The following is a 21,719-nucleotide window of genomic DNA, read 5'->3' on the forward strand; positions in this document are numbered from 1 at the left end:
TTTATGAGTCAGCAGGATGCCGCCAAAGAGCAGGCCAACACCCGCAAAAATGTGCGCATTGTTTCCGTTTTCACTGCCGCCGCCATCGGTATCGTCGGCGTGCTGGTGATCCTTTACGCGTGGCAGCTTCCGCCATTCACCCGCCATGCCCAGTTTACCGACAACGCTTACGTGCGCGGCCAGACGACGTTTATCAGCCCGCAGGTGAACGGTTATATCACTGAGGTGCACGTTCAGGACTTTGTACAGGTCAAAAAAGGCGACCTGCTGCTGCAGATTGATGACCGTATTTATCGTCAGCGGGTGCATCAGGCCGAGGCCCAGCTGGCGATGAAAATTGCCGCCCTGAATAACAATCTGCAGCAGCGTAAAAGCGCTGAGGCCGTCATCGCCAAAAATGACGCCGCGCTGAAAAATGCCCGCGCCCAGAGCCTGAAAACCCAGGCGGATTTAAAGCGGGTGAAAGAGCTGACGGCTGACGGTTCGCTTTCCATTCGTGAACGCGACGCGGCGTTGGCCAGCGCCGCCCAGGGCAGCGCGGATATCGACCAGGCGAAAGCCGCGCTTGAGATGTCGCGTCAGGATCTGCAGACGGTGATAGTAAACCGCGGTGCGCTGGAAGCGGATGTTGAAAACGCGAAAGCGGCGCTTGAGCTGGCGCAGATCGATCTGCAAAACACGCGTATTGTGGCCCCGCGCGACGGCCAGCTCGGTCAGATCGCCGTGCGTCTCGGGGCATATGTGACCGCCGGGACCCACCTCACCACCCTGGTGCCGCCGCAGCACTGGGTTATCGCCAATATTAAAGAGACCCAGCTCGCGGAGCTGCGCGTCGGCCAGCCGGTGAAATTCACCGTCGATGCCCTCAATAACAAAGCCTATCAGGGCCGCGTGGAGAGTATCTCTCCGGCAACCGGCGTAGAATTCAGCGCCATCACGCCGGATAACGCCACCGGGAACTTTGTCAAAATTGCCCAGCGTATTCCGGTACGCATTGAGGTGCTCGGTAAGCCAGAAGATTCCGCGCTGCTGCGTCCAGGCATGTCGGTACAGGTGACCATTGATACGCGGGAGGCGAAGTAATGATCCTTCGCCCGATAGCCGCACTGGTGGTGGCAGTCATGCTGGCCGGATGCCAGTCCGTGGATGTCAAACCGGCTCAGCCGACGCTGCACATCCCCACCCAGTGGCGCACTGTCTCCGGCCCTGCCAGCCCGACGGAGCAGCTCTGGTGGCGCAATTTTCATGATAACCACCTGAACCGCTACGTGGACCAGGCGCTTGGGCATAACAGCGATGTCCTGATCGCCCGCGAACGGATAAACGAGTATCAGGCGCGGGTCTATGCTGCCGACGGCAGCCTGTTTCCCTCACTCGATGCGGGCATAACCGGGACGCGCGCCCGTTCGCAGTCCGCCGCGACCGGGCTGCCGGTTTACGGCACGCTGTACAGAGGGAGCCTGACGGCGAGCTATGACGTGGATATCTGGGGCGTCAACCGCAGCACGTCTCGTGCTGCCGAAGCCTCGCTGGCGGCGCAAAAAGCCGCCGCTGCCGCCGCGGATTTAACCGTGGCCTCATCCGTGGCATCCGGGTATGTCACCCTGCTCGCCCTTGACGAACAGCTGCGGGTAACCGAGTCCACGCTGAAATCGCGCGAAGAGGCATTTAACCTCGCGAAGCGTCAGTTTGAAACGGGCTACAGCTCGCGCCTGGAGCTGATGCAATCGGATTCCGAACTCCGTTCAACCCGGGCGCAGATTCCGGTGCTTCAGCATCAGATTGCACAGCAGGAGAATACCCTGAGCCTGCTGCTGGGGAGCAACCCGGGCGACGTGGCGCGCAGTGAAAGCTTTGCGGCGCTGACGCCGCTGAAATTGCCGTCACAGCTGCCTTCTGCGCTTCTGAACCGCCGCCCGGATATCGTCCAGGCCGAACGACAGCTGGTGGCAGCGGATGCCTCGCTTGCCGCGTCGCGTGCCAGCCTGCTGCCGTCGATCAATCTCACCGCAAGCGGATCGATACAGGATCGCACGCTTTCCGGCCTGCTGGATAACCCGCTGCAGCTCTGGAGCGCAGGGGGAAGTATTCTCGCCCCGCTCCTGAACCGCCAGGCGCTGAATGCGCAGGTGGATATTTCTCAGTCCCAGCGTAACCAGGCGCTGTACACCTATGAGAAAACCGTGCGAAACGCGTTTGCCGAAGTGAACAACAGCCTTGATGCCATTACGCGCTATCAGGAACAGCTGACGGAGCTGCTTGCCCAGCAGGATGTCGCCCGGGAGACCCTGCGCATCGCGCAGAACCGCTATCGCAACGGCTATTCATCCTATCTCGACGTGCTGGATGCGCAGCGCACGCTGTTCTCGGTCCAGACCAGCGTCGTGCAGGTGAAAAATAACCTGCTGCTGGCGCAGATTGATTTGTACAGAGCGCTGGGCGGCGGCTGGGTCAGTGCCTGAAAACCTGCCCGGTGGCGCTGCGCTTACCGGGCCTGGATTTCGTCCCGTAGGCCGGGTAAGGCGCAGCGGCCACCCGGCGATTACCCGCAAGGAGTCAATGTATGCAACAACAGTGGTCTGCAGTCGATAATTTCATGATTTCGTCGCTTATTCCTGAAGATGACATCCTTAATCAGGTCCTGGAAAATAACAAACGCGCCGGACTCCCCGAACATGATGTAGCGGCCAATCAGGGTCAACTGCTGGCGCTGTTCGTGCGCATGACGCAGGCGCGGCGTGTTCTGGAGATCGGGACGCTGGGTGCCTACAGCTCCATCTGGATGGCACGCGCGCTGCCGCCGGACGGAAAGCTGATTACACTTGAGGCCGATCCTACGCATGCCGACGTTGCGCGCCAGAATATCGTCCTCGCGGGGCTGAACGAACGCATTGAACTGATTGAAGGCCCGGCCCTGAACTCTCTTGAAAAGTTCGGTGACATTCCGCCGTTCGATCTGATCTTTATTGATGCCGATAAGCCAAACAATCCGGGCTATCTGGAATGGGCGCTGCACTACTCCCGTCCGGGTACGTTGATCATCGGCGATAACGTGGTGCGCGAGGGCGAAGTGATTAACGGGCAAAGCGACGACGCGCGGGTGCAGGGCGTGCGTCGGTTTATCGAGATGACTGGGGATAACCCGCGCTTAACCGCCACCGCGCTGCAAACGGTGGGAGTTAAGGGGTGGGATGGGTTTACGCTGGCGATTGTAGAACGATAACCAGCCGGATGGCGGCTACGCCTTACCCGGCCTACCTGTTCTCCCGTAGGCCCGGTAAGTGCAGCGCCACCGGGCAAGGGTTTTAAGCGGAAATCTGCTCCATCGCCTGCAGAATACGTTTATCCGAAATCGGATACGGCGTACCGAGCTGCTGGGCAAAGAAGCTGACGCGCAGCTCCTCAATCATCCAGCGGATCCCCTGAACGTCTTCATCGTCGCGGCGCGCAGGCGGCAGCTTGTTCAGCCACTGCTGCCACGCCTGCTGGACGCTCTCCACTTTCAGCATTTGGGCGCGGTCGCGATGCGGGTCGATGGCCATTTTCTCCAGACGTTTTTCAATCGCCTGCAGATAACGCAGCGTATCGCCGAGACGGTTGAAGCCGTTGCCGGTAACAAACCCGCGATACACCAGCCCCGCCATCTGCGCCTTCACGTCCGACAGCCCCAGCGCCATGGTCATATCCACGCGCCCTTTCAGGCGCTTGTTGATATTGAACACGGTGGTGAGGATCTGCTCCACCTGCTTCGCGATGTCCACCACGGTGTCGTTCAGCTCCGCACGCACCTTTTCATGAAGCTGGGCAAAGCCCTCTTCCGTCCAGACCGGGCCTCCCGCCTCGTGGATAAGTTTGTCCACACCGCAGGAAATGCAGTCGTCAATCAGATCCAGCACTTTACCGTACGGGTTAAAGTACAGCCCCAGCTTGGCTTTGTTCGGCAGCTTCTCGTGCAGATACTTGATCGGCGACGGGATGTTCAGCAGCAGCAGGCGACGCAGCCCGCGCCACATCATCTGCTGCTGTTCCTGCGGGTTATCAAACAGCTTGATCGCCACGCTGTCGCGCTCGTCCACCAGCGCCGGCCAGGCTTTCACCTTGTAGTTACCGCGCTTCTGCTCGTAGCTTTCCGGAAGCTGTCCAAAGCTCCAGATATGCAGCCCACTCTGCTCAATGCCGTCATCCGCCACCGCAGAGAGCGTCTCCTGGACTTTGCCTTTCAGCGCCTCTTTCAGCTCGCCGAGCGAACGCCCTTCCAGCAGCTTTTTGTTTTTGTCGTCCACCACGCGGAAGCTGATTTTCAGGTGATCGGGCACCTGATCCCAGTTCCAGTCGTCGCGGTCAATGGTGGTCCCGGTCATGCGGCGGAACTCGCGCTCCAGCGCATCCAGCAGCGGCAGCTCCAGCGGCGTAACGCGGCCTAAAAACGCTTCCGCATAGTTTGGCGCAGGCACAAAATTGCGACGCACCGGTTTTGGCAGGGATTTGATCAGCGCAATCACCAGCTCGCGACGCAGGCCAGGGATCTGCCATTCAAACCCGCTCTCATCCACCTGGTTTAACAGCGGCAGCGGAATGTGGACGGTCACACCGTCCGCGTCTGCCCCCGGCTCAAACTGATAGGTAAGACGCAGCTTGAGGTTGCCCTGGTGCCAGAAGTTCGGGTAGTCGAGTTTGCTGACCGACTCCGCCCCCTCTTTAATCAGCATGCTCTTTTCGAAGTTGAGCAGGTCCGGCGTCTCTTTGCTGGCCTTCTTCCACCAGCTGTCGAAGTGGCGGGCGGAGATGACGTCGTGGCTGATGCGCTGGTCGTAAAACTCGAACAGCGCTTCATCATCCACCAGAATATCGCGGCGGCGGGATTTATGCTCCAGCTCTTCCACTTCGGCGCGCAGTTTGAGGTTTTCACGGAAGAACGCGTGACGCGTCTGCCAGTCGCCCTCCACCAGCGCATGGCGGATAAACAGCTCGCGGCACAGCGCCGGATCGATCTGGCTGTAGTTGACCTTACGCGCGGCCACCACCGGCAGACCGTAAACGGTCACTTTCTCGGTCGCCATCACCGCCCCCTGCGCGCGCTCCCAGTGCGGTTCACTGTACGAACGCTTCAGCAGGTGCTGCGCCACCGGCTCAACCCATTCTGGATCGATACGCGCGGCAATGCGTCCCCACAGGCGGCTGGTCTCCACCAGCTCCGCGACCATGGTCCACTTCGGCGGCTTTTTGAACAAACCGGAACCGGGGAAGATGGCGAAACGGGCGTTACGCGCGCCGGTATACTCCTGCTTCTCGGCGTCCTTCATCCCAATGTGGGACAGCAGGCCGGTCAGCAGCGCGATATGGATTTCGCGGTACGCCGCCGGTTCGCTGTTGACCGGGATCCCCAGTTCTTTCACAACCTGGCGAAGCTGGGTGTAGATATCCTGCCACTCGCGCACGCGCAGATAGTTGAGGAAATCCACGCGACACTGGCGACGGAACTGGTTCGAGGAGAGCGCTTTCTGCTGCTCGCCGAGGTAGTTCCACAGGTTCACGAAGGCGAGGAAATCGGACTCTTTATCGTGGAAGCGGCGGTGTTTTTCGTCAGAGGCCTGCTGTTTGTCCATCGGACGCTCGCGCGGATCCTGAATAGAGAGCGCCGAGGTGATGATCATCGCCTCGCGCACGCAGCCGTGTTTCTGCGCTTCCAGCACCATACGCGCCAGGCGCGGGTCGACCGGCAGCTGGCTGAGCTGGCGGCCCAGCGGCGTCAGCTTGTAGACCGTCGCCTGCTCGTCGGTGGTAATGGCCCCGAGCTCTTCCAGCAGACGTACGCCGTCCTGAATGTTGCGTTTGTCCGGCGCTTCGACGAACGGAAACGCCGCGATGTCGCCCAGCCCCAGGGCGGTCATCTGCAGGATAACGGACGCCAGGTTGGTGCGCAGAATTTCCGGATCGGTAAACTCCGGGCGCGACAGGAAATCGTCTTCGGAATAGAGGCGAATACAAATCCCTTCCGACACGCGCCCGCAGCGGCCTTTACGCTGATTGGCGGACGCCTGGGAGACGGGCTCAATCGGCAGGCGCTGGACTTTGGTGCGGTAGCTGTAGCGGCTGATGCGCGCCGTCCCCGGATCGATAACGTATTTAATCCCCGGCACGGTGAGCGAGGTTTCCGCCACGTTGGTTGCCAGGACGATGCGGCGTCCGCTGTGCGGCTGGAATACGCGATTCTGCTCGCTGTTCGACAGACGCGCGTATAGCGGCAGGATCTCGGTGTGGCGCAGGTCGCGCTTGCTGAGGGCGTCGGCGGTATCGCGGATTTCACGCTCGCCGCTCATGAAGATCAAGATGTCGCCCGCGCTTTCGTTGCCCAGCTCGTCAACGGCGTCAAAAATAGCCTGCAGCTGGTCGCGCTCGGTATCATCCGCCTCTTCAACAATCGGGCGATAGCGCACTTCCACGGGATACGTGCGTCCTGATACTTCGATAATCGGTGCATTGTTGAAGTGCTTCGAGAAGCGTTCCGGGTCAATGGTCGCGGAAGTGATGATAACTTTCAGGTCCGGGCGACGCGGCAGCAGCTCTTTCAGGTAACCGAGCAGGAAGTCGATGTTCAGGCTGCGCTCGTGCGCTTCATCGATGATGATGGTGTCGTACTGCATCAGCAGGCGATCCTGCTGAATTTCCGCCAGCAGAATACCATCGGTCATCAGCTTGACCATGGTGTTATCGCTGACATGATCGCTGAAGCGCACCTTATAACCGATGCAGCCGCCCGGCTCCGTCTGCAGCTCTTCGGCAATACGGTTCGCGACGGTACGCGCCGCCAGACGACGCGGCTGGGTGTGGCCAATCAGACCTTTTATCCCGCGCCCCAGCTCCATACAGATTTTCGGCAGCTGGGTGGTTTTTCCCGAACCGGTTTCGCCTGCGACAATCACCACCTGGTGGTCGCGCACGGCCTCAAGAATGTCCTGCTTCTTCTGGCTGACGGGCAGGTTTTCCGGGTAGGTAATCGCCGGACGCGCGGCTTCGCGCAGCACAACTTTCCCTGCCGCCTGTTCAATCTCTTTCGCCATCTCCTGGTAAATGGCCTGTTGTGCATCAGGATTTTTAACCTTCTTCACGCCGTGCAGACGGCGGGCGAAGCGCTGTTTATCGCGCCGCGTCAGAGAATCGAGCTGTTGCAGGAGCATCGGGAAGGTGAATTTTTGTTGTTCTGTCATAGCGTTAAAGGGCAGTACACGCCCTGATAAACTCTCTTTTTAATGATTGCTATAGAGTACCACATTGACGCCTTTCGCGCCTTATTCAAAAAATTCGAACATAGGCTTCGATATATTGCGCTATCTCTGTGGCAGGATTGTGAATAGAGTGTCAACAAGCAACGGGGCAACCCCCTTCAATCAAATGCAACAACAGGAATCACCCATGAGCAAAGTATTAGTTTTGAAATCCAGTATTCTGGCAGGGTACTCTCAGTCTGGTCAGCTGTCTGATTACTTCGTTGAACAGTGGCGTGAACAGCATTCCGCTGACGAAATCACCGTGCGTGACCTGGCTGCAAACCCGATTCCTGTGCTGGATGGCGAGCTGGTTGGCGCACTGCGCCCAAGCGACGCACCGCTGAGCCCGCGTCAGCAGGAAGCCCTGGCCCTGTCCGACGAGCTGATTGCTGAGCTGCAGGCGCACGACGTAATCGTGATCAACGCCCCAATGTACAACTTCAACATCCCGACCCAGCTGAAGAACTACTTCGACCTGGTGGCCCGCGCTGGCGTAACCTTCCGTTACACCGAGAATGGCCCGGAAGGTCTGGTGAAAGGTAAACGCGCTATCGTGCTGACCAGCCGTGGTGGTATTCACAAAGATACTCCAACCGACCTGGTAGCGCCGTACATGAGCCTGTTCCTGGGCTTCATCGGCATCACTGACGTGAACTTCGTGTTCGCTGAAGGTATCGCTTACGGTCCTGAAGTGGCGACCAAAGCGCAGACCGACGCGAAAGCCGCAATCGACAGCCTGGTTGCCGCCTAAGATTTCCCCCTCTCACCGCCCGGTGGGAGGGTTTTTCTTTTTCCCCGCATTTCGTTATCATCCGCTCCCACTCTCCAGCCCGGCGGCCTGATGTCTGCGATTATTGATTCTTTTATTGCCCCACCGTGTCACGACGACATTGCGATCCTCTGGCAGGATGAACATCTGCTGCTGATCAATAAGCCTTCCGGTCTGCTGAGTCTCTCGGGCAAAAATCCGCAAAACCGCGATTCTGTGCACTATCGTCTGGTTCAAACCTTCCCCGACTGCACGCTGGTGCATCGTCTGGATTTTGGCACGTCCGGGCTGATGGTGGTTGCGCGCAATAAGGCCATTAACGCTGCGCTCTGCCAGCAGTTTAGCCAGCGCAGCGTGGAGAAAGGTTACAGCGCCCTGCTTTGCGGACATCTGGAAAACGATGAGGGAGTCATAGACGCGCCCATTGCCAAAGACCCGGCGCTGTTCCCGTTAATGTCGATCTGCGCTACAACCGGAAAACCGGCACGCTCCCGTTACCGGGTGGTGGAACGTTTTTATCAGGAGACGGGCGTACCGTTAACGCGGGTGACGCTGACCCCGGAGACCGGGCGCACCCATCAGTTGCGTATTCACTGCCAGCAACTGGGGCACCCGATTCTGGGCTGCGATCTGTATGGCGGGCTTAACGTGCCGGGCACCGAAACGGCACCGCGGCTTATGCTGCATGCAAGCGTTCTGAATTTTATTCATCCCGTGAGCGGTGCGCCGGTTAACGCCCGTCACCCCGCCCCGTTCTGAGAGTGATTTACCACATCAAATCGTCCGGGATTTTGAAGTCCGCGTACGGATCGTCTTCGTCCTGCTCGTCCTGACTGAGCGCGCTGTTTAACACAATGCTGTCGGCGTCGCGCTGGGCAATTTTATCGGCCACCACCGCCGGAATAATCGCGTATTCACAGTCGCCGCTGGCGTTGATGACCAGACGGGCGATCGCAAGACGGCCGTTGATCAGCTGAGTTTGCGTCTGCTTGTCGACCTCAAGCTTTTTGATCACATTGCCGTCGGTGAAATTAAAGGTGATATTGCCTTTCGCCACGGTGATGCGGTTCATCTCAATCAGTTGCTTCACCTGCGCTTTGAACTCTTTCGCCAGCACGGCCTGCTTCTGCTGCTCGCTCAGCAGCTTGTCACGCTCGATCTGCGCTTTCTTATTCTCTTCGACCGCTTCCCGGGCCTCACGCGCCTGAACGCGTGATTTCTTGGCCGTGCGCTGCACTTTCGCCGCTTTCTTGCTGCTGACTAAGCCTGCTTTCAGCATCTGCTCTTGTAAGGTGAGTTTTGTCATGATTGTTTCTAAACCGGTTGGAAATTTTGGCGATTATAGCGTCATTACGCGCGTGCCGAAACATAAGTAAAACATAGGACAAGTCACCCTAACTGTCTGATAATTTAATGGCTGTAAACAATCCGCAATGGAACCATCCCATGATAACGATTAACACCGCTGACCTGCATGCCTGTGAATCCCTGCGTTTGATTGAAAATTTGTCATCAGAACTGGCAACGATCACCGGGGATAGCGGTACGCGTCATTTTGCCGTTGACTCAATGAAGGGTGAACGCGCTGTGTGGGTTATCGCCAGAAATGCAACAGGTGATGCCGTAGGATGTGCGGCATTGCGCCCGCTTACCGAACAGGTTGCCGAGCTAAAGCGCATGTATTCAGACAGAAGCGAACCCGGAATTGGTCAGGCTTTACTGGCTTTCCTTGAAGCCTCTGCGCAACGTTTAGGCTACGGTGAGATCTGGCTTGAAACCCGGAAAGTGAACAGGCGTGCTGTGAACTTCTATGAGCGCAATGGCTACCGTGCGATCGACAACTATGGCCCCTACATCGGCAGGCAAGAAGCCATCTGTTTCGCTAAAAAAATCATGATGACCTGACACGGTCAGAATATGTGATCAGCATCATGAACTTCCCTCATGTTGCGTTGAAATTAAGTCACTTCCCCTGTGCCGCGGGCTCAGGCATAAATTATGCATCGATAACTTCTTGGCAACATGAACTTAGGATGCATAACCACAATGAGCAAAGCTTTCACATATACCCTTAAGCGCAGTTGCTTCGATGAGAATTACAACCCGTCAGAAAACACGCGTACCACCACCAACTTTGCCAACCTGGCGCGCGGGGAAAAGCGTCAGGAAAACCTGCGCAATACGCTGGTGATGATCAACAACCGCTTCAACGCTCTGGCGCGCTGGGATAACCCCAACGCCGATCGCTACGCGGTGGAACTGGAAATCATCTCTGTCGACCTGAATATCGGCGCGGAAAAACCGTTCCCGGCCATTGAGATATTGCAAACGTATATTATCGACAAAAAACTCAACCTGCGTACTCCAGGGATTGTCGGCAATAACTTCTCGTCTTACGTGCGGGATTATGATTTCAGCGTCCTGCTGCTGGAACACAACAAGAACCAGCAACACTTCACTATTCCGGAAAAGTTTGGCGAACTGCACGGCAATATTTTCCGCCACTTTGTGAATTCACCTGAATACAAAGAGAACTTCAGAAAAGCACCGGTGATCTGCCTGAGCGTCTCCAGCAAGGATACCTATCGCCGCACGGGCAACCAGCACCCCATTCTGGGCATTGAGTATCTGCCGGAGGGCGAATCCTTAACGGAACAGTACTTCGCGAAGATGGGTCTGAACGTGCGCTATTTCATGCCGGAAAACAGCGTGGCGCCTTTCGCATTCTTCTTTACCGGAGATTTGCTGAATGATTACACCGATCTGGAACTGATCGCCACCATCAGCACGATGGAAACATTCCAGAAAATTTATCGCCCGGAGATCTATAACGCCAACTCGGCGGCGGGCCTGTGCTATCGACCCGATCTGAACCAGCAGGATCACTCATTAACCAAAATTGTGTATGACCGTGAAGAGCGAAGCCGCCTGGCCATTGAACAGGGTCGGTTTACCGAAGAATACTTTATTAAGCCTTACAAACATATTCTTGAGCAGTGGTCTGATAACTACACGCTTTAATTCATCCAAAAAGGTCTTTTATTATGAAAACATTGCTCCCGACGTCCACCGCTGGCAGCCTGCCTAAGCCGACCTGGCTTGCGCAACCTGAAACGCTCTGGTCACCGTGGAAATTACAGGATCAGGAATTACTGGCGGGTAAACAGGATGCGCTGCGCTTATCGCTGGATGAGCAGATCCGCGCGGGAATTGATATCGTTAGCGACGGGGAACAGACCCGCCAGCACTTCGTCACCACCTTTATTGAACACCTGAGCGGCGTTGATTTTGAGAACCGCCAGACGGTGCGCATTCGTAACCGCTATGATGCCAGCGTGCCGACCGTAGTCTCTGCCGTCGCCAGGCAGAAACCGGTCTTCGTGGACGATGCCAAATACTTACGCCAGCTCACGGATAAGCCGATCAAATGGGCCCTGCCGGGGCCGATGACCATGATCGACACTCTTTATGACGCGCACTACAAAAGCCGTGAAAAGCTGGCCTGGGAATTCGCCAAAATCCTTAACCAGGAGGCGAGAGAGTTAGAGGCCGCAGGTGTCGATATCATCCAGTTTGACGAACCGGCGTTTAACGTCTTCTTTGACGAGGTCAACGACTGGGGCATCGCCGCGCTGGAACGCGCCATCGAAGGGCTGAAATGCGAAACCGCGGTACACATCTGCTACGGCTACGGCATCAAAGCCAATACCGACTGGAAAAAGACGCTGGGTTCAGAATGGCGACAGTACGAAGAGGCCTTCCCGAAGCTGCAGACCTCTAACATCGACATCATCTCCCTGGAGTGCCACAACTCTCGCGTGCCGATGGATCTGCTGGAGCTGATCCGCGGTAAAAAAGTGATGGTGGGCGCGATTGATGTGGCAACCAACACGGTTGAAACGCCGGAGGAAGTGGCCGATACGCTGCGTAAAGCGCTGCAGTTCGTTGATGCCGACAAGCTTTACCCTTCCACCAACTGCGGCATGGCCCCTCTCTCCCGCCAGGTTGCTAACGGGAAGCTGAAAGCGCTCAGCGCCGGCGCAGAGATTATCCGCCAGGAGCTCGGCGCGTAATCCCCTTACGCTTGCCAGTACGGCGGCGAACCAAAACGCTCGACGTAATAATCAATCACCGCCCTGACGTTCAGGGGCGGATGTCGGGCATCAGGATAAATCGCCGCGATAGCCTGTTGTTCCGTATTAATGGCGCACTCCAGCGCGGGCAGAAGCGGGATCAGCTCGCCGCGCTGGAGGGGCTCGCTCAGCAGCCAGTCCGGAAACAACACAATCCCCATTCCGCCCAGCGCCGCCGCCAGTAACGCTTCCGCATTATTCGAGGTCATCAGTGGCGTAACGGGATAGTGCATCCACGCCTCGCCCGGCCTGCGAAACAGCCAGCGGTTAGGCCCCGACGATCCGCGATAAACAAGACAGTGATGCCGGGTCAGTTCGTCGGGACCGTCCGGCGCACCGTGTTTACGCAGGTACTCTGGCGATGCGGCCAGGTGATACACCTGCTGACCGAACACCCGGGCGCGAAAAGAGGAGTCGGTCAGCACGCCAATGCGGAAGATCACGTCGGCAGCATCCCGGTGCGGGTCGATAAAATCATCGGTCAGCGTCAGCTCTACGCTGAGTCGGGGGTAGCGTTCCGCCAGACCGGGAAGCCCCGGTGCAATGTGCTTCTGGCCGAAAAATACCGGTCCGTTAATACGGATTACGCCAGACGGCTCCACCGCGCGGGCGTCCAGCTCCCGTCGCGCCTCTTCCAGGTTTTCCGCCATCGAACGGGCATAGCGAATAAAAAGATGGCCGCTTTCCGTGGGGATAACGGCCCGCGTATTGCGATAGAAAAGCTGCTGCCCCAGCGCATCTTCAAGCTGATGGATCACGCGGGATATCTGCGAGGCCGAGATCCCCTGCCTGCGCGCGACGACGGAGAAGTTCTGCGCTTCATACACGTCAATAAAGATCAGCAGCGCGCGGATATTGATGTTACTGGCGTCGACCATTAATGCATACCTTGCAAAGGTGTTTGCTGCATTATGGCATTTTTCTCACTAAGCTTGCGACGTAATCTTCTTCCCCTGAAACGGAGGAAAGATATGCAGTTTGTTTTGATTTTACTGGTGATTGCCGGCGGGATGGGCCTGTCCGTTGAGGCGGGGTTGCTCGGTCCGCTGGGCAGTGAAGTTGGGGATTTATGGGCGACGTTCAGCATTTTTGGCGTCGGTGCCGCGCTAACGTTTCTGCTGATGCTGTTTTTTAGCCCGCGCAACAGCCCGTCGTTTTTTGCTCAGCCCGGCTGGCAGTTGCTCGGCGGCGTGCTTGGCCCTGTGTATGTGGTCATTCTGACCGTTGCGACACCCGCCATCGGCATCGCCATGACCATGATCGGCATTCTGGCCGGTCAGGTCTTTAAAAGCCTGATCATTGACCACTATGGTCTGCTGGGGACACCGCACAGGAGAATAAACGCGAAACGCATTATCGCGCTGGGTTTCATCATTGCGGCACTGGTTCTGGTCGCACAGGGGTAACGTATGACACTGATTATGATCCTTCTGGCCGTCTGCGGCGGCGCGACGCTGAGCATCCAGGCTGCAATCAACGGACAGCTCGGCAGCAGCGTGGGCGTATTTAAAAGTGCGTTTCTGACCTTTTCCGTCGGCGCGCTGGTGACCGCCCTGCTGATTTTCTTCGTTGAGCCTAAGCAGGCCATTACGCTGCTGGACGTGCCAAAATGGCAGCTCCTCGGCGCGATGTTCGGCGTGCCCTATATCGTGATAATGGTGCTGGCCGTGCAGCGGATCGGCACCGCCGTCGCCACGGTGGCGGTGATCTTCGGCCAGCTCGCGATGAGCATGCTGATTGATCACTTTGGCTGGCTGGGTAATTCTGCCATTCCGTTTTCAACAAGTCGTCTCGGGGCGGTAGTTTGCCTGGGTATTGCGCTCTGGTTCATCTACTCGGGCAGCAAAATCCACCGCGCCCGCGACTAGACTCATGTCTTACGGGTAAAGAACAGCGTCACCGTGGCGACGGTGACGCCAAATTTTTTCATCTCCGTTTTATTAAACAGATGGGTCTCGTCCTGCAGGTACATCCAGTCGTCAAACGTCAGTCGCCAGGTGCTCCCGTTGGCTTTTACATTCATGCTGTAATGCCAGTTAAAGGCGTTGCCCGCTGCCTGCCCCGTGGCGACACCATCAATGTCCCCCGCCGTGCCCTCGTAACGATCGTTCCCCACGCGCCGGATATGCCATACCCGCTGCTGCTTCTCACCGTCGTCATAAACAAAGTGTTCATTGAGGGTCAGCGTATCGCCGATAACATCCCCGGCAATCTCCACGTGAAAGCGGCGGATCTGTTTACCGCTGCGATCCTGCACCATCCCCCACGCTTCGGTTTTGCCCTGAAAGTACTGGAAGATATCCAGCCGCGGCTGCTGCTGGCGATACTCGGCCACCTCGGTACTACAGCCTGCCAGCAGCATCGTCAATGCCAGCGCCAGGGTCAGGAAACGTTTCATTTTTGGCCTCCGATTAACTGCTGACGCAGCTCAGGATATTGCGTGCGGGGACCCAGCCAGATGGCCAGAAAGCGGGTGCTGAAGGCTTCTGACTGACGCGGTCCCAGTGGAGTAAAGGTCTTTTGGGTGGCGGGGTTGCGGTACCAGAACTGACCCTGCTTATCGTTAACAACAAACGCCAGCTGCGAGCCCGCGCGAACATTCGGCCACAGCGACTGGAGCATCCGCAGCCAGGCGTCGCTTTGCGGCTCCTCTGCCAGGATCCCCTGCGCCTGCCACTGGTCGCGGGTCGCCTCAACCAGCGCCTCGCGATCGATATCGCGCGCATAAGTAATAATCAGCGCCTGACGGGCATTCTCCTGACCGTAACGCCCGTCCGGGGTGCGCAGCTGGGAGGTATAGACGGTGAAGGGTCCCCAGGTGAGCGTGGCGTCGCCTACCTTACGCCAGGCCAGCCAGTCAGCCGCCAGGGCCGCGGGCGCGACGAGCGTGAGCCAAAGCAGCAGTACCGCAGTTCTCATTTTTGTCTCCCCATCAGCAGGTGGTAAAACAGCATCAACACCAGCCACCCCGGCACCATCCAGCCGACGACGATAACGGTCGGCTCCAGAAACGTGATGGCGCCCAGCCGCTCGCCGAACAGATAGGCCACCGGCCCTCCCACGGCGGCAAGCAGCGTCAGCAGCCAGCCGGGCAACGTGGTGGTGCGCGTCAGCTGCGTCCAGACGGTGGCGAACATCAGCCACAATGCCACCATCCATAGCGGCATCAGCGACTCGCCCGCGAAGTCAATGAGCCCGGTCAGGGCCCAGAGCGCGTCCAGCAAACTGCCCGCCGCCGCCAGCCCAATGGCGTAAGGACGGTATACCGACGGCAATAGCAGACACGCCAGGATCGCCAGCGCGAGCCACAGAATCAGGCCCTGTTCGCGAAAGAGCACCACCAGCGCCCAGTAAAGATCGAACGCGACGGCCAGCAGGAAAACCTGAAGGTAACGTCTCATACGCGCTCGGCGGTGAGCTGCACCACGCTGATGGTGCGGGCGTTAAACCCGGCTTCGCAGTAGCCAAAGTAATACAGCCACATCCGGCGGAACCGGTCATCAAAGCCGAGCTTTTCAATCTCCTGCCAGGCATGGACAAAACGCTGCCGCCAGTGGGCCAGCGTGCGGGCGTAGTCCGGCCCCATGTCGAAGAGGTTGCGCACCACAAAGTCGGTGTGGCGCGTCATCAGCTCATTCATCGCGGTAATGCTCGGCAGGAAGCCGCCGGGGAAAATGTAGCGCTGGATAAAATCGACGCTTTTGCTGTAGTCGCGATAGCGCTGATCCTGAATGGTGATGGCCTGAATCGCCATCCGTCCTCCCGGCCGCAGCCGCGCCTGACAGGTGCGGAAGAACGTGGGCAGATAGCGCTGCCCGACGGCCTCAATCATCTCTATTGAGACCAGCTTGTCATACTCCCCGGTCAGGTCGCGATAGTCGCAGAGCAGCACCTCAACACGATCCTGCAGCCCCGCACGGGCAATCCGCTCGGTCGCCCAGACGTATTGCTCCTGCGAAAGCGTGGTGGTGGTCACCCGACAGCCATAATGCCGGGCGGCGTATTCCGCCATTGCCCCCCAGCCGGTGCCTATTTCAAGCAGGTGATCCCCCGGACTCAGCGCCAGCTGTTCACACAGGCGCGCCATTTTGGCCTGCTGTGCCGCGGTAAGATCCTGCTCATCCGCGGTAAACAGCGCGCTGGAGTAAAGCAGCTCCTTATCCAGAAAATGGCTGTAAAAGGTGTTGCCCAGATCGTAATGGGCGGCGATATTTTCCCGCGCCTGGGCACGGGAGTTACGCCGCGTCCAGTGGCGTAGCCGCTCAAGCGGCCTGCCGAGCAGGCGAAAGCCTTTCTCCAGACGGCCAAGAACCTCGCCGTTGAGAGCCAGGATTTGCAGAAGCGGCGTAAGCTGCGCGGTTTCCCATTCGCCGTCCATCCAGGCTTCTGCTGCGGCAAGGCTCCCGCCCGTTAAGACACGCCAGTAGACCCCGGGCGTCAGGATCTGCACGTCGGCATGCAGCGCGGAGGATGTTTCGCCGAAATGGAAACTCTGCGCCCCTTCACGCAGGGTGAGCGAGCCGCCGCGGATGCCGCTTAACAGCCTGAAAAGCAGCCAGCGCGCGATGCGGACGTTGCGCGGGATATCGGGTTCAAGCGCAAAGACGGGATCGGTCATGAGCGTTCACTCCTGCTGACGGGATGGTTATACAGCGGCACGCGCTTGAGCCACAGCCTCAGCGCCTGCCAGTAAATGGCGAATACGGTTTTCAGGGTCATGAGCGGGATGCGCAGCAGCAGTGCGCGCAGCGCCGGGCGGGTCAGCGGCTCCCGACGCAGCACCAGGGTGGCGTCAAACACCTTTGTATCCTGATGATTTTCAATGTGCATATGCAGCGTGTTGTCCGGGGTGTTGAAGCGCCAGTGGTAGATCATGTCCATCGGGTTGAACGGAGAAACGTGAAACGCCTTTTCCGTAGGCTGTGCATCCTGTCCGTTAACGGCATAGTAATGGCGTTCATTCCACGGCGTATTACGGACCTCCGCCAGTACCCAGCGCAGCGTCCCCTTGCCGTCATAGCAGTAGTAAAAGTTGACCGGATTAAAATGAAACCCGAAGTAACGCAGCTGGGTCAGGAGCATAACCCGCCCGTCAGGACGTTCTCCGGTCAGGCTCTCCAGCCTGCTCAGCACGTTCTCTTTAAGCGGCGTGCCGAGCGGATAGTCGGCGTCATGGAACGAGGCGGCGGCAAAGCGATTGCGCCGCACGCCAACGGACGCGAGCAGCGGCAGCTCATCCAGATCCAGCCAGGCCATAAACACGGTGTAGCGAAATTCATGCGTTTTCGGCTGAAGGCGGCGGTGGCGTAACACGCCGTGATAAAGGCAGCTGTTCATCTCAGTTCCCCTCTCCGGCCGCTATCGCATTGACCACGTCCAGCGCGCTGCGCACGCCGTCTTCATGAAAACCGTTGTACCAGTAAGCCCCGCAGAACCAGCTTCGCCGCTGACCGTTGATCTCTGGGCGGCGCGCCTGCGCCCGCCAGCTTTGCGGGTTAAACAGCGGATGTTCATACACAAAACGCTGCCAGACGAAACGTTCGTCCACAGGCCTTTCCGGGTTGAGGGTGACGCAGAACAGCGGGCTGCCCGCAGGCAGCCCCTGCAGGATGTTCATGTTGTAGGTGACGCAGGCGCTGGCCTGCTCCTGCTCGCTGAGACGGTAGTTCCAGCTGGCCCACGCGCGCTTGCGCACCGGCAGCCAGCGCGGGTCGCTGTGTAAAACGACCTCATTGCGCTGCCAGCCGATATCACCCAGCACCTCGCGCTCCGCCTGCGTCGGGTCGGCAAGCATGGCCAGCGCCTGGGCAGAGTGGCAGGCAAATATCACCTGGTCGAAGGTATGGCTACCGTTTTCAAGCTGGAGAGTGACCCCGCGCTCATGGCGGCTCACGCGCTGCACCGGCGCGTTCAGGTGCAGCGTCAGACGGTCACCCCGTTTTTCCAGCATGGCGCGGATATACTCCCGCGAGCCCCCCGGGACGACGTACCACTGCGGCCGATGGGTGATATCCAGCAGGCCGTGGTGGTTAAAGAAGCGTAAAAAGAGCGGCAGCGGGAAACGCTTCATCTCCTGCAGCGACGATGACCAAATGGCGGCCCCCATCGGCAGAATATAGTGGCGCGCAAAAAACGCCGTGAAAGCGTGCTGGTCCAGAAACGTCTGCAGCGTGGCGTTCGGGTCCACCTCCCCGTCCAGCGCCGCTTTCGCCAGACGGTTAAAGCGAACGATCTCGCCCAGCAGCCGCCAGAATCTCGGATTTACCAGGTTTCGACGCTGGGCAAACAGCGAGGTCAGGGTATGGCCGTTGTACTCAAGCCCGGTCGCAGGATTGTGTACCGAGAAGCTCATCTGCGTTTTTTGCCCGCTGATGCCCAGCTCGCTGAGCAGGCCCATAAAACGCGGATAGGTGCGATCGTTATAGACGATAAACCCGGTATCGATCGCGTATGTGCCCTGTGGCGTTGCCACGTCAACCGTTGCGGTATGGCCGCCCGGCGTGGCGCCTGCTTCAAACAGGGTAACCTGATGGTGCCCGGCCAGCCGCCAGGCGCAGGTCAGCCCGGCAATGCCGCTGCCGATAATCGCAATGTTCATGAACGCACCATCCTGCGCAGCAGCGCGCGCTGAAGAAACGCAGGCAGCCCGGAGAGCAGCCGCAAAATGAAGCCAAACCCGGACGGAAATGCAATATGCATTTTCCCAGCCGCCAGTCCGATACGGATCGCCTTGACCGCCTCGTCGACGGTCACCCTGCCCGGCATGGCAAAATCGTTTTTTTGCGTCAGGGGCGTATCGACAAAGCCCGGAGAGACAACCGTGACGGCAATCCCTTTTGGCTCCCAGTCCAGGCGCAAACTCTCGGCAAACCAGCTCAGCGCCGCTTTGGACGCGCCGTAGGCCTCTGCGCGGGGAAAAGGCAGCCAGTGGGCCATCGAACTCACCAGCACCACGCGGTTACCGGCAACCAACTGCGGCTGAAGTGCCTCAAGGCAGTTCACCGGGCCAAGGAAATTGGTTGCCATCACCCGCTCCACCAGCGCCGCATCCACCACGCCCCGATCGAGGTATTCGCAGGTACCGGCGCAAAGAATAACCAGATCGGCATAGCTACCGGTGAGGGCCTGGCGACAGGCGTCCCTGTCTGTCATATCGAACAGGCGAACGGTGAGATTGGGGCAGGTCTGATGCAGGGCTTCCAGGCGCGCCGGATCGCGTCCGCAGGCAATCACATGGTAGCCATCAGCGGCAAAGGATTTCGCCAGCCCGGCCCCTATGCCCGAGCTGGCGCCGGTAATCAGCACCGTCTTCATGATTTCACCCTGCGCTTGACGCCGCGAACCGCCCAGCCCAGCAGAGGAAGATGTTCGTAGATCATCTCTCCCGCATCGTAGTAATCCCGCTGGCGCGTGATGAGATCGTTTTCCGTCTCCACCACTGAGCACCCCGGCAGTTCGAGCGGCTCTCCTCCGGCAATGCGCGGGTGCGACCAGTGCATCACCCAGGTGACCACAAATCGGTTTTCGCCGCACAGTGGGTCATCGATGGTAAAACGGCAATGCTCAACGTTGGCCAGCAGATGGGTGAAGTAGCGCTGAAGCGCCAAAAGCCCGTCATGCTCGCCAAAGGGATCGATAAGCGTCGCATTTGAGTGATAAAGCCTCACCAGCGCCGAGGGCGGCTGGGTATCCAGTGCGGCGTAGTACTCAACAAACCGACTCACGACAGAGGGCAAAGTGCTCATGGGTCACATCCTGGCTGTAAACAACGTGGCGTAATCGCATAATTAAAACTTACACAATTAACGTTATTTGTCCAAGTTTGTGCAAATTTATTTTTTATTTTCTAATACTTTCAATGAGATGCACCTTCATTCAATTGAGGGTTTTGTAAGACGGGTGAGACGTAGCCGCCACCCGGCTTTCACTTTCAGGAAATCCTTAAGGCAAACTCACCGGCCATCTTCCAGGCTTATTCTTTTTAATTCATAAGGATGCCTGACATGAAACGCTTCTTTCTCTCACTTTTCTCCAGCCCCGAATCCTTACTTCAGGTCATGAGTCAGCAGGAAATTATTGAAGCTGTCGAAGATGGCGATCGCATCATCATCGACCAGGACGGCAACGCCTCGGTGAACTACAAAAGCAACGAGGTACGGCAGGATTTTCTGCGTCACGTCAACGCGCTGAAGAGGGCCTGATATGGGAACGGCGATATTTATGGTGCTGATGGTCTGCGGGTACTGGTACACCAGCCGCGACCTGTCGACCCGCTTTAAAATCAAGCGTTCCTTTGGCTGGGATGTCTATTTTCTGGTTGCGCTGTATGGCTCTATTTTCGTTCTGCAGGGCGTGATTGCCACGGGGCTGCTCTGGCTGCTGCTGCTCGCCCTTTCCGCCGCCAACAACGCTTTTCACTTTGCCTCACCGAAATACACCGACTGGCAAATCGACTTTATGAACTGGAGCTTTTTAGGCATTCAGGCGCCGGTGGTGGTGATGCTGGCGTTTGCCATCCTGTTTTGCCTCTACCGCTCTAACTGGGCAGGCAGCGCCAGGCTGGACGGCGAGAGCCGAAAAAAGCTCTACAAACGGCTGGCGCAGGGGAGTGGGATCGAACAATTGCTCTATCAGTGTATGGAGCAAGGCGAGCTGGCGCAGGTCACGCTGCGGTCGAGGCGGATATACGTGGGGATGATCCACACCGCGACGCTGGAATATGAAAAAACGGCCAACATCGTGCTGATCCCGATGTTGAGCGGGTACCGGGACGCGAAGACGATGAACTTTCGCATCGAGAATAATTACAGCAGGTGGTATGCGGAGCATGACATCATGCTCGACTCGGAACCCCGCAGCGCCATGTCATTTCGCAAAGTGATTTTACTCAATCAGATTGAGAGCATCTCGCTGTTCGATCCCGCCAGCGCCAGTGCGCTGTCGCTGGCACAGCATGACACGCTTTCTAAAGAGGCATCCCCATAATCCTGAGTATGCTCTGCTGTGAGGCGGTTTCGAAAAGGACGCTCCTAACGCAGAGCATGCCCTGCTTCTGGTAGAACCGGTACGCTCCCGCGTTCTGCTCAAGCACCTCCAGCCAGAGATAGTCTTTCCCCCTGCTCCGGGCCATGTCTGTGATGTTGTTGAACATCACCTGACCATAGTTCTTGCCGGTTGCGGCGGGATCAAGGTAGAGCTTATTGAGGAGAACACCCTTCTTGTCCGTTTCTGGAAGCATGGCTTCCCAGGTCACTTTCATGAATCCCACTGGCCGATCGGTCTCTGCAACATACCAGGAAACCGCGTTATCTTTCAGGCTCTGTTCAACTACAGAACGCGCGTACTCTCCGTGCAGAAAATCCTTCATCTCTGCCTCTGACACCCACAGATGCTGAAAATGGGCGGGATAGATGCGATATCCCAGCTCGCTTAACAGCGTTGAATCGGCCCCGGTGGCCTGTCGAATTCGAAGAGACATGGAAGGTATCCTTACTAACCGCTTTAGGTGTGATGCCGTGCGAAACGAGAAAGACAAAAACAGTTACATTC

The 21,719-nt window shown here is 57.9% G+C and carries 24 protein-coding genes; 12 read left to right on the forward strand and 12 right to left on the reverse strand.

From position 1 onward, the window contains the following. Positions 1 to 3 precede the first annotated feature (3 nt). The 3 genes from LDK53_RS00810 to LDK53_RS00820 all read left to right on the forward strand — a co-directional run bounded on the left by LDK53_RS00810 (position 4) and on the right by LDK53_RS00820 (position 3,223). Positions 4 to 1,083, forward strand: coding sequence for an HlyD family secretion protein (locus LDK53_RS00810; protein ID WP_025759962.1), 1,080 nt, complete (start codon positions 4 to 6; stop codon positions 1,081 to 1,083). Next, on the forward strand, positions 1,083 to 2,462 hold the full coding sequence (locus tag LDK53_RS00815; protein ID WP_225283272.1) for an efflux transporter outer membrane subunit: 1,380 nt from the start codon (positions 1,083 to 1,085) through the stop codon (positions 2,460 to 2,462). Before LDK53_RS00810 ends, LDK53_RS00815 begins: the two co-directional genes overlap by 1 nt. A 101-nt stretch (positions 2,463 to 2,563) precedes the next feature. Continuing rightward, on the forward strand, positions 2,564 to 3,223 hold the full coding sequence (locus tag LDK53_RS00820; RefSeq protein ID WP_225283282.1) for an O-methyltransferase: 660 nt from the start codon (positions 2,564 to 2,566) through the stop codon (positions 3,221 to 3,223). Between the two features lie 82 nt (positions 3,224 to 3,305). Here the strand turns inward: LDK53_RS00820 and hrpA are convergent, their stop codons facing one another. Beyond that, on the reverse strand, positions 3,306 to 7,208 hold the full coding sequence (gene hrpA, locus LDK53_RS00825; RefSeq protein ID WP_225283284.1) for an ATP-dependent RNA helicase HrpA: 3,903 nt from the start codon (positions 7,206 to 7,208) through the stop codon (positions 3,306 to 3,308). Between the two features lie 205 nt (positions 7,209 to 7,413). Between hrpA and azoR the strand changes: the two genes are divergently transcribed. Together azoR and LDK53_RS00835 are read left to right on the forward strand one after the other, a co-directional pair. Next, on the forward strand, positions 7,414 to 8,019 hold the full coding sequence (gene azoR / locus LDK53_RS00830; protein ID WP_025757907.1) for an FMN-dependent NADH-azoreductase: 606 nt from the start codon (positions 7,414 to 7,416) through the stop codon (positions 8,017 to 8,019). A gap of 90 nt (positions 8,020 to 8,109) precedes the next feature. After that, positions 8,110 to 8,796: an RluA family pseudouridine synthase gene (locus tag LDK53_RS00835; RefSeq protein WP_225283288.1), complete on the forward strand. Its 687-nt coding sequence runs from the start codon at positions 8,110 to 8,112 to the stop codon at positions 8,794 to 8,796. Positions 8,797 to 8,803: 7 nt separating this feature from the next. Here LDK53_RS00835 and LDK53_RS00840 read toward each other — a convergent pair whose 3' ends face one another. Further along, a complete protein-coding gene (locus LDK53_RS00840) occupies positions 8,804 to 9,343 on the reverse strand; it encodes a DUF2058 domain-containing protein (protein WP_025757909.1) in 540 nt (179 codons plus the stop codon). A 107-nt stretch (positions 9,344 to 9,450) separates the two neighbouring features. Between LDK53_RS00840 and LDK53_RS00845 the strand changes: the two genes are divergently transcribed. From LDK53_RS00845 to LDK53_RS00855, 3 genes are all read left to right on the forward strand, one after another. Beyond that, a complete protein-coding gene (locus LDK53_RS00845) occupies positions 9,451 to 9,942 on the forward strand; it encodes a GNAT family N-acetyltransferase (protein WP_225283290.1) in 492 nt (163 codons plus the stop codon). A 141-nt stretch (positions 9,943 to 10,083) separates the two neighbouring features. After that, positions 10,084 to 11,058, forward strand: a complete 975-nt coding sequence (locus LDK53_RS00850; RefSeq protein WP_095451356.1) for a DUF1852 domain-containing protein — start codon at positions 10,084 to 10,086, stop codon at positions 11,056 to 11,058. A gap of 23 nt (positions 11,059 to 11,081) precedes the next feature. Continuing rightward, on the forward strand, positions 11,082 to 12,110 hold the full coding sequence (locus LDK53_RS00855; protein ID WP_021241377.1) for a methionine synthase: 1,029 nt from the start codon (positions 11,082 to 11,084) through the stop codon (positions 12,108 to 12,110). Between the two features lie 5 nt (positions 12,111 to 12,115). Here the strand turns inward: LDK53_RS00855 and LDK53_RS00860 are convergent, their stop codons facing one another. Next, positions 12,116 to 13,048, reverse strand: a complete 933-nt coding sequence (locus tag LDK53_RS00860; RefSeq protein WP_059385352.1) for a LysR family transcriptional regulator — start codon at positions 13,046 to 13,048, stop codon at positions 12,116 to 12,118. A 93-nt stretch (positions 13,049 to 13,141) separates the two neighbouring features. On the opposite strand from LDK53_RS00860, the gene LDK53_RS00865 reads away from it, so the two are divergent. Both LDK53_RS00865 and LDK53_RS00870 read left to right on the forward strand, forming a co-directional pair. After that, positions 13,142 to 13,576 (forward strand): DMT family transporter, encoded by a 435-nt coding sequence (locus LDK53_RS00865; RefSeq protein ID WP_045284328.1) that lies wholly within the window; start codon positions 13,142 to 13,144, stop codon positions 13,574 to 13,576. Positions 13,577 to 13,579: 3 nt separating this feature from the next. Then, positions 13,580 to 14,038, forward strand: coding sequence for a DMT family transporter (locus LDK53_RS00870; RefSeq protein WP_095451358.1), 459 nt, complete (start codon positions 13,580 to 13,582; stop codon positions 14,036 to 14,038). Positions 14,039 to 14,040: 2 nt separating this feature from the next. Here the strand turns inward: LDK53_RS00870 and LDK53_RS00875 are convergent, their stop codons facing one another. From LDK53_RS00875 to LDK53_RS00910, 8 genes are read right to left on the reverse strand one after another with little or no spacing between them, the layout of a single operon-like run. Then, complete coding sequence (locus tag LDK53_RS00875) at positions 14,041 to 14,568, reverse strand: DUF3833 domain-containing protein (RefSeq protein WP_045284326.1); 528 nt, start codon at positions 14,566 to 14,568, stop codon at positions 14,041 to 14,043. After that, entirely contained in the window at positions 14,565 to 15,089 is a 525-nt protein-coding gene (locus LDK53_RS00880; protein ID WP_225283292.1) for a chalcone isomerase family protein, read from the reverse strand. Before LDK53_RS00880 ends, LDK53_RS00875 begins: the two co-directional genes overlap by 4 nt. After that, on the reverse strand, positions 15,086 to 15,571 hold the full coding sequence (locus LDK53_RS00885; RefSeq protein WP_047958521.1) for a DUF2878 domain-containing protein: 486 nt from the start codon (positions 15,569 to 15,571) through the stop codon (positions 15,086 to 15,088). Before LDK53_RS00885 ends, LDK53_RS00880 begins: the two co-directional genes overlap by 4 nt. Beyond that, positions 15,568 to 16,788: an SAM-dependent methyltransferase gene (locus LDK53_RS00890; RefSeq protein WP_025757924.1), complete on the reverse strand. Its 1,221-nt coding sequence runs from the start codon at positions 16,786 to 16,788 to the stop codon at positions 15,568 to 15,570. The genes LDK53_RS00885 and LDK53_RS00890 overlap by 4 nt, the downstream gene beginning before the upstream one ends. After that, complete coding sequence (locus tag LDK53_RS00895; RefSeq protein ID WP_225283294.1) at positions 16,785 to 17,507, reverse strand: DUF1365 domain-containing protein; 723 nt, start codon at positions 17,505 to 17,507, stop codon at positions 16,785 to 16,787. The genes LDK53_RS00890 and LDK53_RS00895 overlap by 4 nt, the downstream gene beginning before the upstream one ends. 1 nt (position 17,508) lies before the next feature. After that, positions 17,509 to 18,768, reverse strand: a complete 1,260-nt coding sequence (locus LDK53_RS00900) for an NAD(P)/FAD-dependent oxidoreductase (RefSeq protein WP_225283304.1) — start codon at positions 18,766 to 18,768, stop codon at positions 17,509 to 17,511. Then, positions 18,765 to 19,484 (reverse strand): SDR family NAD(P)-dependent oxidoreductase, encoded by a 720-nt coding sequence (locus tag LDK53_RS00905; protein WP_225283306.1) that lies wholly within the window; start codon positions 19,482 to 19,484, stop codon positions 18,765 to 18,767. The genes LDK53_RS00900 and LDK53_RS00905 overlap by 4 nt, the downstream gene beginning before the upstream one ends. Continuing rightward, complete coding sequence (locus LDK53_RS00910; protein WP_225283308.1) at positions 19,481 to 19,915, reverse strand: nuclear transport factor 2 family protein; 435 nt, start codon at positions 19,913 to 19,915, stop codon at positions 19,481 to 19,483. The genes LDK53_RS00905 and LDK53_RS00910 overlap by 4 nt, the downstream gene beginning before the upstream one ends. Positions 19,916 to 20,173: 258 nt before the next feature. Here LDK53_RS00910 and LDK53_RS00915 point away from each other — a divergent pair, with 258 nt between their 5' ends. Beyond that, on the forward strand, positions 20,174 to 20,371 hold the full coding sequence (locus tag LDK53_RS00915; protein ID WP_008502331.1) for a hypothetical protein: 198 nt from the start codon (positions 20,174 to 20,176) through the stop codon (positions 20,369 to 20,371). Position 20,372: 1 nt separating this feature from the next. Continuing rightward, positions 20,373 to 21,155: a hypothetical protein gene (locus LDK53_RS00920; protein WP_225283310.1), complete on the forward strand. Its 783-nt coding sequence runs from the start codon at positions 20,373 to 20,375 to the stop codon at positions 21,153 to 21,155. Here LDK53_RS00920 and LDK53_RS00925 read toward each other — a convergent pair. Continuing rightward, positions 21,136 to 21,648 (reverse strand): GNAT family N-acetyltransferase, encoded by a 513-nt coding sequence (locus LDK53_RS00925; protein WP_225283312.1) that lies wholly within the window; start codon positions 21,646 to 21,648, stop codon positions 21,136 to 21,138. The genes LDK53_RS00920 and LDK53_RS00925 overlap by 20 nt on opposite strands. Positions 21,649 to 21,719 lie beyond the last annotated feature (71 nt).

Source organism: Enterobacter sp. K16B, assembly GCF_020216105.1.
Classification (GTDB): domain Bacteria; phylum Pseudomonadota; class Gammaproteobacteria; order Enterobacterales; family Enterobacteriaceae; genus Enterobacter; species Enterobacter sichuanensis.